This is a genomic window from Brevundimonas sp. GW456-12-10-14-LB3 (assembly GCF_059424365.1).
Genome location: NZ_JBWKZJ010000057.1, coordinates 1 through 11,540, shown reverse-complemented (window position 1 = coordinate 11,540; position 11,540 = coordinate 1). Strand labels below are relative to the sequence as shown.

Annotated in this window: 11 protein-coding genes; 6 read left to right on the top strand and 5 right to left on the bottom strand. The window is 68.8% G+C overall.

Annotated elements, in window-relative coordinates:
- Window positions 1–235 precede the first annotated feature (235 nt).
- Both AC07XS_RS15240 and AC07XS_RS15235 read right to left on the bottom strand, forming a co-directional pair.
- Window positions 236–664: a CBS domain-containing protein gene (locus tag AC07XS_RS15240; protein ID WP_182715115.1), complete on the bottom strand. Its 429-nt coding sequence runs from the start codon at window positions 662–664 to the stop codon at window positions 236–238.
- A 91-nt stretch (window positions 665–755) separates the two neighbouring features.
- On the bottom strand, window positions 756–1,472 hold the full coding sequence (locus AC07XS_RS15235; protein ID WP_182715114.1) for a rhomboid family intramembrane serine protease: 717 nt from the start codon (window positions 1,470–1,472) through the stop codon (window positions 756–758).
- A gap of 115 nt (window positions 1,473–1,587) precedes the next feature.
- Between AC07XS_RS15235 and hfaA the strand changes: the two genes are divergently transcribed.
- Genes hfaA through hfaD form a run of 3 tightly spaced genes read left to right on the top strand, consistent with a single transcriptional unit; the run spans window position 1,588 to window position 4,086 of the window.
- A complete protein-coding gene (hfaA, locus tag AC07XS_RS15230; protein WP_152949709.1) occupies window positions 1,588–2,031 on the top strand; it encodes a holdfast anchoring protein HfaA in 444 nt (147 codons plus the stop codon).
- The gene (gene hfaB, locus AC07XS_RS15225; protein ID WP_182715113.1) at window positions 2,028–3,044 is read left to right on the top strand and encodes a holdfast anchoring protein HfaB; all 1,017 of its coding nucleotides are present in this window, start codon (window positions 2,028–2,030) and stop codon (window positions 3,042–3,044) included. Before hfaA ends, hfaB begins: the two co-directional genes overlap by 4 nt.
- Window positions 2,971–4,086 carry a holdfast anchor protein HfaD gene (gene hfaD, locus AC07XS_RS15220; protein WP_321208175.1) on the top strand — a complete coding sequence of 372 codons (1,116 nt, stop codon included), beginning with the start codon at window positions 2,971–2,973 and terminating at the stop codon, window positions 4,084–4,086. The genes hfaB and hfaD overlap by 74 nt, the downstream gene beginning before the upstream one ends.
- An 89-nt stretch (window positions 4,087–4,175) precedes the next feature.
- On the opposite strand, the gene AC07XS_RS15215 is transcribed toward hfaD, so the two are convergent.
- Together AC07XS_RS15215 and AC07XS_RS15210 are read right to left on the bottom strand one after the other, a co-directional pair.
- Window positions 4,176–4,835 (bottom strand): hypothetical protein, encoded by a 660-nt coding sequence (locus AC07XS_RS15215; protein WP_182715112.1) that lies wholly within the window; start codon window positions 4,833–4,835, stop codon window positions 4,176–4,178.
- An 86-nt stretch (window positions 4,836–4,921) separates the two neighbouring features.
- Window positions 4,922–6,322: a S8 family serine peptidase gene (locus tag AC07XS_RS15210; RefSeq protein ID WP_321208174.1), complete on the bottom strand. Its 1,401-nt coding sequence runs from the start codon at window positions 6,320–6,322 to the stop codon at window positions 4,922–4,924.
- A gap of 52 nt (window positions 6,323–6,374) precedes the next feature.
- On the opposite strand from AC07XS_RS15210, the gene AC07XS_RS15205 reads away from it, so the two are divergent.
- The 3 genes from AC07XS_RS15205 to AC07XS_RS15195 all read left to right on the top strand — a co-directional run bounded on the left by AC07XS_RS15205 (window position 6,375) and on the right by AC07XS_RS15195 (window position 10,647).
- The gene (locus AC07XS_RS15205; RefSeq protein ID WP_321208173.1) at window positions 6,375–6,878 is read left to right on the top strand and encodes an RNA polymerase sigma factor; all 504 of its coding nucleotides are present in this window, start codon (window positions 6,375–6,377) and stop codon (window positions 6,876–6,878) included.
- Entirely contained in the window at window positions 6,875–7,597 is a 723-nt protein-coding gene (locus tag AC07XS_RS15200; protein ID WP_182715110.1) for an anti-sigma factor family protein, read from the top strand. Before AC07XS_RS15205 ends, AC07XS_RS15200 begins: the two co-directional genes overlap by 4 nt.
- A 161-nt stretch (window positions 7,598–7,758) precedes the next feature.
- Window positions 7,759–10,647 carry an insulinase family protein gene (locus AC07XS_RS15195; RefSeq protein ID WP_182715109.1) on the top strand — a complete coding sequence of 963 codons (2,889 nt, stop codon included), beginning with the start codon at window positions 7,759–7,761 and terminating at the stop codon, window positions 10,645–10,647.
- A 140-nt stretch (window positions 10,648–10,787) separates the two neighbouring features.
- Here AC07XS_RS15195 and AC07XS_RS15190 read toward each other — a convergent pair.
- Window positions 10,788–11,540, bottom strand: a 753-nt coding sequence (locus AC07XS_RS15190; RefSeq protein WP_321208172.1) for a hypothetical protein, incomplete at its 5' end; no start/stop codon positions are given.

Here is an 11,540-nt window from a genome sequence, read left to right as displayed (position 1 = left end):
GGCGATTCGATTGGAGCGCGGAACCTATTGAAACCAACCCAGGAAAGCAAGAAGTTTTTCAACCCCTCAACTCCCCCCGAAAACCCGGAAGCCGCAACTCCCAGACCCTCAAAGGCCGGCCCGTCTCCGAGCGAGGCAGCCCTATACGGGCCGCCATTTTACACCGCAACCGGATTCTGAAGGCGGAGGAAAGATTCTCACCGACTCTCGGTCGGTCGAGCCGCAGCCCCGCCGCTTAGCCCGCCGCTATATAGGTCTTGAGGCTTTCGGCCTCGCGGGCGTGTTCTTCGATCTGGCGTTTGACGAGGTCGCCGATCGAGACGACGCCGACCAGGGTCTCTCCGTCCAGCACCGGCAGATGGCGGATCCGCCGGTCCGTCATCCGACTCATGACGGTCGACAGGCTCTCGCGCGGCTGGGCGAAGATGACCTTGGCGGTCATATAGTCCTGAACGGGTCGGGCGAGGGCGTTTGGACCGTCGGCCGCCACGGCCTTGACCACATCCCGTTCCGAAAAGACGCCCACGACGGCGTCTCCGTTCTGGACCACCAGAGCGCCTACACGTTTGGCGTCCAACGCCTGACACGCCTCGGCCACCGTCACATCGGCGGTAATGGAATAGACGGCGTTTCCCTTGGTCTTGAGGATCTCGGCGACGAACATCGCGGCTCCTTCTCTCTGTTAGGAGACGACCGCAGGGCCGGGATGGCGACAGGGCCGCTCGGACCGATGATCGCTCAGGGACGCCGGGGAATCAAATGGCCGAATCGGCGCCGCCTGAGCGTCCCGCGTGCGACGTCGTTCCGAAAGCGCGTCCCAGGGGTCCGATCGCCAAAAGGCCGGCGAAGAAGCCGAAGGCATGGGCCTCCCAGGCGATTCGCGCGCCGTCGGCGCCGGGGGCATAGCCGATCAGGCCGGTCACGGCGTTGACCGCCATCCAGGCGATGGAAGCCGCGATCACACGCCGGTCCAACAGGCTGAGGACTCTGCCGCCCCTCCAGCCCTGTGGCGCTCCCATCAGTCGGGTCGCCCCGCCGATCAGCCCAAAGACGGCGCCCGACGCTCCCACCATCGGATCGGAAGATCCCCAATGCACCAGCCCGTAGCCCAGGGCCGCGATGACGCCACACCCTATATAGAAGAGCAGAAAGACGCTCGATCCGAAGCGTTCGCCAAAAAGCCGCGCGACCGGCGCGCCGAAGGCCAGGGCGCCGACCGCATTCATCAGGGCGTGGGCCCATCCACCGTGCAGCAGCATGGCGGTGAACAGCCCGCCCCAACGGCCGTTCTGCAGGTCGATCGGCGCAAAGGCCATGCTGGCGCCCATGTCGGGCAATTGGCGCTGAAAGAAGAACAGCACCGGCATGGACAGGGCGACCACGACCACCGACAGGGGCGCGTTGAATACAGCCTCTGATTTGGGCGGATCTGAATGCGGGGGGCCGTCGAATCGATCGTCAGGTTCGGACATGGTTTTCAATGGGTGACGATTTCGCCGATCTCAAGCGCTTCTTAATAACCTTAACCCAGTTTAGCGGGTGGATCGCGGTTCGATCCCTTGGTTCGTCGACGCGCAAGGAGTCCCCATGCCGGTCCAGAGGCCGATCGCCCCCCTGACGATGGCGCTTGCGGTCGTCCTGGCGGTCCCGACGCTGGCGGCCGCCCAGACCACGGGCTCGGCCGGCGTGGCGCGCTTTCAACAAGGCTATGGGGCGGCGCGAAGCGCCACCCAGGCTGCAGCGACCGGCTCGACACGCGACGCCAACGGCAACCGCATCATCGTCAACGGTCTGATCCAGTCCGGCGCCTCCTCCTATTCCAGCCAATCCGGCGGCGTAGCCTCGGCCTATGCCGGCGCCGGCGCATCGAGCAGCGGGGGCGCGGCCATCGGCGGCTCGACCGCCGTCGGCAATCAACTGAACGTGGTGGTTCAGGGCAGCCACAACACCGTCATCGTCAATTCGAAACAGACCAACAACGGCGACGTCACCGCCGGCACGGCTCTGAACGGAAGCCTCACCCTGCCATGAGCCGACCTGTCTTCATTCGCACCGGCGCTGCGTCGATTGCGGCCGCCCTGCTGCTGGCCGGCTGCGTCAGTCCGGTCGCAGGGCCATCGGGCCAGTATGCGACGCCGATCGGCAATGCGCCGGTCACCGCCAACCCGACCCCCTATTCGACCGCCCTCTACTGCCTGGCCGACTACGCCCGCCGCTATAATCTGCCCTCGCCGCGCATGGCCGTGGGGCGGATCAGCGACTATACGGGCACCGTCTCCTCCGACGGCGGGCGTCAGATCACCGGCGGCGCCTCGCTGATGGCCAACTCGGCCCTCGCCAAGGCCGGCGCGCGGATTGTTGAGCGGTACGACACCTCGGTGTCGGAGCTTGAGCTGCGCTACGCCAACAACAAGCTGATCGGCGACGCCACGCCCGAAGCCCAGGGGCCGGAAGACACCCAGTACCGCCGCATCCTGGCCGGCCAGGTGCCGGGCTCGGACTTCTACATCGTCGGCGGCATCACCGAGGTAAACTACAACATCCGCTCGGGCGGATTCGACGCCGCCGTGGGCGAGGTGGACAGCGACCGGCCCGGTTCCGGCATCGCCACCCACCGCACCTATGTGATGAACATCGCCATGGATCTTCGGCTGGTTCAGACCACGACCCTGGAGGTCGTGGACGTGGTCTCCTATCAAAAGCAAATCATCGGCCGCGAGATCTCGGCGGGCGTGTTCGACTTCCTGAACGGCAATGTCTTCGACATCTCGGCCGGGTCCGGCGGGATGGAGCCGGTGCAGCTGGCCGTCCGCGCCCTGGTCGAACGGGCCACGGTCGAGTTCATGGCCAATCTTTACGGCGCCCCCGGCCCCGAAATCTGCCTCAACGCCGCCAACGACCCGCTCGGCGATTCCACCGTCGGTCCGACCGGCGGCTATTATCCGGCCTATCCCACTACGGAGACGAACAATGGCCAGACTCGCGCCGATCCGTCTCGCTGGCATGATCGCCGCGACGGCGACGTTCGCCGCTCTCGCTACTGAGACGAGGGCCCAGCAAGCGCCGGTCTGCGACGCCCAGACCGGCTCCACCTGCACCAGCACCCAGACGATGACCGGCGAGGTCACCGGCGCGGTGAACCTGGACGTCGCCGTGGGCCAGCTTCAGGTGACCAATGACGTTGCGGGCAATCTTCTGGTCGGAGGCGTCGATCAGGCGGCCGCCGACCTGACCGCGCGCCAGACCATGACGGGTCCGTCCGTCACGGCCCGCACCGCCGTGCGGGCGCCGACCGCCCATATCGAAGACGGCGCCGCCGTCGCCACCACGGCGGCGGCCAATCATATCGCGCTCAGCGGATCGTCCGCCTCGATCACCGGCGCCCTAGACCAGTCAGCTCAAACCCCCGTCCTGGCCGAGACCGTCGCCGATGTTCAATACATCCCCGCCCCTGCCGAATTTTCTGCCCATGCGGCAGCCAACCTGGTCCAGGCCTCGACCGACGGCGCCTCGCACCAGGATTTGACGGTGCGCCAGGCCAACGCCCCGTCGACCATCGAGGCCCGTACCGACGTCTATGTCGACAACGCCTGGAACCTGGCCGCCCGGGCCGGCGCCGGGGGCAACCGGATCGTCCTGTCGAACGCCGGCGGCTCCTTGGTCGCAACGACCGACCAGACCAACCAAGGCCGGATCCGCGCCGTCGCCCAGGCCCAGACCAATCTACAAGGTCAGACCACCGTCGCCGCCCGCGCAGTGGCCAACGAGACCGTCGCCGGCAACCAGGACATATATCTGGAGCTGGACAACACCCAGCTGAACACCGGCGGGGTCGAGGCGACCGCGACCTATACGGGCGTCAGCGGCTATGACGCCTATGTCGGTGCCGAAGCCGTCGGCAACAGCGTGACGGGGTACGCCTGTTCCCAGTGCGGCGGCGAGGTTCACGTGACGAACAGCCAGACCAATGACGCCAATGTCACCGCCACGACCAGTGCGACGATCGGCGCCGGCCGCGCCGCCGTCGTCGGCGCCACCGCCGTGGGCAACAGCGCGACCTTCTACGTCAGCCGACCGGGCGGTTGAGCGCATAAGGTCCGAGATCAGGCTTCTCGCCAAAAGGGCCCCGCCGGCTGAACCGACGGGGCCCTTCTTAACATCTATCGGTCGTCAACTCAGTTCGGACGAACGCTGCCGCCAGCCGAAACGCCGACCGAGGCCGAGGCGCCGTTGCGGTTCGCAGACGCCGACCCATTGGCGTCAGCGTCAGCTGAGGCGCGGCGCGTGGGTGTTTGGGTCTGGGCCTGGCCTTGCCCCGAGCCCGAGGCGGAGCCGCCGCTGCTGGACAGGGCGCTGTTCAACAGGGCCGAACCCTGAGCTTGGCCTTCGCCTTGGGCGGGGCTCGCAGCGTTGGCGACGCCGTTGACGGTTCCGTTCAGCGCGCCTTGGGCCCGCCCCTGGGTGGAGGCGGCGGTCGAAGCGACGCGGTCACGGGTGTTCACCGCAGCATTCTCAGCCCTGGCGCGGTTGCGTTCGGCGGTTGCGGCGGCGCGGGCCTGAGCCTGCTGAGCGCGGCGCTCGGCGCGGGTCAGGGTCTGATTGGTGGTCGAGGCGACGCCGTCACGAATGCGCGAACCGTCGATCGCGCCCGACACGCCTCCGGTCAGAGAGCCGGCGCCACCGATCTGGCCGCCGGTCATGCTTCCGACCTGGCCGCCCAGGCCGCCGGCCAAACCACCGGTCAGGCCGCCGGAACCGCCCAGGACCTGAGCTTGCGATGCGCCGGCCAGAGCCAGGCCGAAAGCGACGGTCGCGGTCATCAGGGTCTTCTTCATCGTCAATCTCCTGCATGTCTCGGGCATCTCGCCCTCGCAGTGTCCAACGACCGGCCGTCGAGATTTCATCCCGACCCTTCGATATTTTATCGAGCCAGCCGTCCGCGCGCACCCATCGTCTGCGGCGCCGCGCGAGATCCGACGCCCACCAAGCCCTGGCCGTAGACGGCGTCGCGGCCGCGCGCCCCCAAGTCGGCGGCGCTGCGCGCCAAGGCGGCCTGACCCTGGCGCGCTACAAGTCCAGCCACGATGGGGGCGGCGAAGGAGGTTCCCCGCACGCTGGTCCAGCGGCCGGCGGGCGCCGCGGCGGCCATGTCGGCGCCCGGAGCGGCGAAGGCGACCTGGGGGCCGCGCGCCGCCTCCGGCAGAACCTGGTCGCGGGCGTTCACGGCCGTGACGCCGATCACCCCGTCATAGGCGGCGGGATAAAGCGGCGGGGCGGCCGGGCCGTCATTGCCCACCGCCGCCACCACCGTCAGACCCCGCGCCTGGGCCCGCTGGATCGCGCGTTCGACCAAGGCGTTGCGCGGGCCGACCAGGCTGACGTTCACCACCCCGACCCTCTGTTCGATCATCCAGGCCAGGGCCTGGGCCAGGGCGGTCGATGAGCCGCCCTCCGCTTGGCCGCCATAGATGTCGGCGACGCGCAGATCGGCGCCCGGCGCGCCGCCAGCGAACGGGCCGCTGCGCCCGACCATCAAGGAGGCGACGGCCAAGCCATGCGCGCCCATGCGCGGCGGCCCGGCGAAACCCCGCTGCACGACCTGCGATCCGACGAGGGCCGGATGGGTCGCCTCGACGCCGGTGTCGATCAGACCCAGCTTAGGGCCGGCGTCTCCGCCAGCGCTTGAGGATTGCTTCGCGAGCCCGCCCTCCTCCGATGACACGGCGCCGGCCGTGTCGTGGATATGGTTGAAGGTCACGTCAGCCTGTGGGTCCAATCTCTTCAAACGCGCGACAGCCCGCGCAAGGGACAGGCCGCGCGGCGGGGAAAGGACCAGGCTGGTCAGTTCAAGAGCCTCAAGCCGCTCCTCCCGCAGAACGGTGAAACCTGCGCTCGTCGCCAGAGCGCGGGCGGCGGGCGACAGGTCCAGGGCCACGATCTCGCCACGCACCACGGGCCAGCCCTGGGGGTCGGCCTCCAGCGCCCCGTTGGAACGCCGCACGAGTTGCGTCAGACGCGCCGGCGCCCTCAGGGCTTGATCGATCCCCTGGCGTCCCAGGCGATCAACCTCGTCCAGACCCGGCAGCCGCTCCGTCAGACGGTCAGGCAGACGATCCGGCATACTTTGCCCCACGCCCGGAATTGTGGGAACCGGCAAAGATCCGATCTGGGCCTGGGCCGGTGCAGCGGTGGTCAGCGGCGTCAGCCCCAGCGCCGCCAGGCCGATCAACGCCAAGGTCCGTTTCCACCGCATCATCCACTCCTTCCGGCCCCGCGCCACTTCGTCCTTGCGTCGGGCGGCGTTCCGTTCTCGATATGCCATGGATGAAACGCCTGGGCTCGTTCGTTTCATCCCGCATGGAAAAGGACGACACGTGGACGATTTTCAGACGGGGCTGGTGGAGCTTCTGCCGCGCCTGCGCCGATTCGCCCGCGTCCTCCGCCCCCACGACGCAGACGCGCAGGATTTGGTGCAACAGACGGTGGAACGCGCCCTGGCGTCGCGGCGCGGTTTCAAGACCGGCACGCGGCTGGACAGTTGGACCTTCACCATCATGAGACGGATCGCCATAGACGACGGTCGCGCACGCCAGCGCTGGGGCCGGGTCCTGACGCCCGAGGACGAGGCCACGGCCCGTGTGCCCGACGCCGCCCAGGCGGACGAAGGTCTGCGCGCCGACGCCCGGCTGGTGCGCGACGCCATCCACGCCCTGCCCGAGGATCAGAAACATGCGGTCGCCCTCGTCCTGGTCGAGGGCCTGTCCTACGCCGAGGCAGCCCAGGTTCTGGGCGTGCCCGCCGGCACCCTGACCAGCCGTCTGGTGCGCGGCCGTCAGACCTTGATGCAGACGTTGGCCGAGCAGGGAGTGACGGGATGAACATCGACGATGAAACCCTGATGCGTTGGACCGACGGCGAACTGGCGCCCGATGCGGTCGCACGGCTGGAAGCGGCGGCCCGGACCGACTCCGCCCTGGCCGAACGGATGGCGACGGCGCGACGGTTGCGCGCGGCGACGCAGGCGGCCTTTCTGGTCCAGGTCGATCCCCGCGACCGTGATCTGTCGCGCCTGATCGCCAATGGCGGCCACGTCCGCGCAGCGCCGTTGGCGGGTTTGAAAGCCTGGTTGTCCCAAGCCCTCGCGCCGCGCCAGGCGCCGATCTGGGGCGGGCTGGCTGCGGCGGCCTTCGTCGCCGGGGTGCTGATCGGGCCGGGCCTGAACAGCGGCTCCGGCATCCGTGTCGCCGAGGACGGCGTCCTTGCCGACAGGGATCTGGTCAAGGTCTTGGATCGCCGCCTCGCGTCAGAGGGGGCGGACAACGCCGGTCGGGCCGTCGGTCTGACCTTCCAGGACGGCGAGGGCCGCTGGTGCCGCACGTTCCAGGCTCGAGACGACGGGCTGGCGGGCCTGGCCTGTCGCCGGTCGGACGGCTGGACCGTCCAGGCCCTGGCGCCCCTGTCGAGTCCAACCGGCGAAGTCCGCACGGCCTCGTCCGACACCCCCGCCGCCGTCCTTAGCGCGGTCGATGCCCTGATCGCCGGTCCCTCCGCCGACGCCGTCACTGAGGCGCGCGCCCGCGACGAAGGCTGGCGCTAGTCCGCGAACGGATTCCCTCTTCAAATTCACCGCTTGCAAAGCGCCTTCGACCCCGGAGGGGGCGTCGGGCGGTGCAAAAGGTCGCCTTGCCCTCGCCCCCACGCTCCCCTACTGCGGACAAAAGCCGCTCCGTCGGGGGTTGCGGCGTTGGGAGTGAGTTCATGCGTTCTGCGCGTCGTCTGCTGCTGCTGGCAGCCTCCGGGTTGGCTCTGTCTGCGGGGGCCTTCAGTGTTCCCGCCCTGGCTCTGGCGGCTTCCCCCGCCGCCGTTCAGGTGGAAGGACAGGTCGCGCCGTCCGATCCTTGGGCCCAGTCCGCCAGCGACGTTCCGGCCGATCCGGCGGTGCGGTACGGCCTGTTGCCGAACGGAATGCGCTACGCCCTGATGCACAACGCTACCCCGCCCGGCCAGGCGTCGTTCCGGCTGCGGATCGACGCGGGCTCCCTGATGGAGCGCGACGACCAGAAGGGGCTGGCCCACTTCATGGAGCATATGGCCTTCAACGGGACCAAGGACATCCCCGAGAATGAGATGCTGCGGATCCTGGAGCGACTGGGCCTGGCCTTCGGCGCCGACACCAACGCCTTCACCAGCTTCGACCAGACCGCCTATATGTTGGAGCTGCCCAACACCCAGGACGAGACGGTCGATACGTCGCTGCGGGTCATGCGGCAGATGATGGGCGACGCCCTGATGGCGTCGGACTCCATCGACGCCGAGCGCGGCGTGATCGAGGGCGAGGAACGCAGCCGCAACAGCCCGCAGATGCGGGTGCTGAAGACCCAGCTGGCCCTCCTGGCGCCGGGTCAGCGCCTGTCGCAACGCCTGCCGATCGGCGACCTGGAGGTGATCCGCACCGCGCCGCGCGAGCGCTTCGTGGACTTCTATGAGGCCTACTATCGCCCGTCGCGGGCGACCTTCATCGCCGTGGGCGACTTCGACCTGGACGCCATGGAGGCCAAGGTGCGCGGCGCCTTCGCCGACTGGACGCCCAAGGCCGCCGACGGCGCGGAGCCCGACCTTGGTCAGGTGCAGCCGCGCCAGCCCCAGACCAGCATCATTGTGGAGCCGGGCGTACAGTCGTCGATCCAGATCAACTGGATCAAGGCGCCGGATCTGGATCCCGACACCTTCAACGAACGGGCCGAGGACATTCGCCGCAGCCTGGGCTTAGCCGTGCTGAACCGACGGCTGGGCGAGATGGCGCGGGCCGACAATCCGCCCTTCCTCGGCGCCGGCGCCGGCTATCAGTCGCTGTTCGACAGCCTGGACGCCGGCGTCCTGTCGGTCAGCTTCACCCCGGGCCAGTGGAAGCGCGCCCTGGAGACCGTCGAACAGGAGGCGCGCCGCCTGACCCAATACGGGGTGACCGCGCCTGAACTTCAGCGCGAGATCACCGAATACCGCACCTCGCTTCAGAACGCCGTCGCCACCGCAGCGACCCGCTCCACCCCCGCCCTGGCCGGCGCCCTGCTGAACGCCGTCAACAGCGACACGGTCTTCACCGCGCCCCAGCAGAGCCTGGATCAGTTCGAACGGATTGTCGCCGACCTGACGCCTGAACAGGTAGACGCCGCCGTCCGCCCGGTATTCGAAGGCCAGGGGCCGCTGGTGCTCTTCACCAGCCCGGTCCCGGTCGAGGGCGGCGAGGCGGCCGTCACGGCCGCCCTGGAGGCGTCGCGTCAGGTTCCTGTGGCGGCTCCGGCCGATCAGGCGGCCCTGGAATGGCCCTATGCCGACTTCGGTGCGGCGGCGGCCCCGTCGTCGCGCACCGAGGTGTCGGACCTGGGGGCCGTGCTGGTGCGCTTCCCCAACGGCACGCTGCTGAACATCAAGAAGACCGACTTCCGTGACGATCAGATCCTGATCAGGGCCAAGACCGGCATCGGCTCCCTGGGGCTGCCGACAGACCGGTTCTCGCCCCTGTCCCTGGCCGATACGGTGCTGAACGCCGGGGGCCTGGGCAAGCTGACGGTGGACGAGGCGGATCGGGTCCTGGCGGGTCATGTGATCAACACCTCGGTCAGCCAGGGCGAGGACGGCTATGTCTTCAGCGGCTCGACCCGGCCTGAAGATCTGGCGCTGGAGCTTCAGGTGCTGACCGCCTTCCTGACCGATCCGGGCCTGCGCCCCGCCCCGCTGCAGCGCGCCCAGGCGGCCTATCCCCAAACCCTGGAGCAATTGACGGCCACCCCCGGCGGCGCCTTTGCGGTGAAGGGCGGCGCGATCCTTGCCGGGGGCGACAAGCGCGCCGCCACGCCGACGGTCGAGGAGTTCCAGTCGGTTGAGATCGAGCCGCTGCGCGAGCAGATCAAGGCCGCCCTGGCCTCCGGCCCGGTCGAGATCACCGTCGTCGGCGATGTGGACGTGGATGCGGTGATCGCGGCCGTGGGCTCGACCTTCGGCGCCCTGCCCGCCCGCGGCGCGGCGCCGACGCCGCCGGCCGGTTCGGCCGAACGGCGCTTCCCCGCGCCCACGGCGACCCCGGTCCGGCTGACTCACACCGGCCAGGCCGAACAGGCCCTGGGCGTCGTGGCCTGGCCGACGACGGACCAGATCGGCGACCGCACCACCTCGCGTCAGCTGTCCCTGCTGTCGGCGGTGCTGCAGCTGCGGCTCAACGAAGACATCCGCGAGAAGCAGGGTCTGGCCTATTCGCCCAACGCCGGCTCCAGCACCTCCGACGTCTTCCCCGGCTACGGCTATATGGTCGTGGCGGCCGAGACGGCGCCGGAGTCCCTGCCGAAACTGTTCACCGCCGTTGACGCCATCGCCGCCGATCTGCGCGACAATCCGATCGGTGAGGACGAACTGAACCGCGCCCGCCGCCCGGCGCTGGAGCGTCTGCGCCGCAGCATGGCCGACAACGGCTATTGGCTGACCCAGTTGTCCGAGGCCCAGTCGGACCCCGCCTCGCTGGACCAGACCCGCAACAATATCGCGGTACTGGAAGCCGTCACAGCGGCCGACCTGAAACGGCTGGCGCAGCATTATCTGAAGCCGGACACGGCCTGGCGCGCCGAGGTCGTCTCGGACAAGCTGGCCCAGTAAGAAAAACGGCCCCGGTTCGAAAGAGCCGGGGCCGAGCCCTTTCCAGGGCAGTTTTCAGGATCATCGACGGAGACGTCGACGCCCCCATATCTCGCACGCGGCGCCTGAGCCGAGGCTGAACGGGGCGTGTCAGCTCCGGTTCAGAAGACCCGGCCGCCGACGCCGCCGTCCAGGGTGATGGCGCCGGTGACGACCGTCGCGCTCTGCACCTCTTCGCGGTATTCGGTGTATTCTTCCTCGCGATACATCGTCAGGATCTTCACCCCGGCGCCGTAGCGACGCAGCAGGGAGCGCTCGTTGCAGTCGCGCTCGGGCTTTTCGGGGCGGCATTCCAGCCGACCTTCGCCGCCGAACCACAGGGCCTCGTGCTTGTTGCAGGTCAGGGTCGTGCCGTGGTCGAATTTGATCTCACCCTCATAGTCGGCGATCGTCGCCTGAAGCCAGGTGCCGGCCAGGCAGCGGTAGATTTCGCCCTCATAGCCGTCGGCGATCTCGCGGTCAGGCTTCACCTGAGAGGCGGGATGCGGCACCTGGCGATCGTCGATACAGACGGCCTGGATCACCACGCGCTTCATCATCCGGCGATAGGCGGTGAAGGGCGTCCGCACCGTCTGGGCCAGACCCTCGACGGCCAGGCCCTGAATGGTGGTCGGATAGGGTTGGTCCACGGTCACATAGGCGGCGCCGCCGCCCCCACCGTAGCCGTAACCGCCCGCAAAGCCGCCGGCCCGGGCGTTGATATAGGCCCGGGCGCCAGCGTTTGCGTTGGCGCCGGCGTTGGCGGACGCACCGGCGTTCACATTGACGTTCACATTGACATTGGTGTTGGACGACCAGTGGCCCCCGCCCCCGCCGCAGGAACCGCCGTCTCCGCAAGAGGGCGGGGGCGGGGG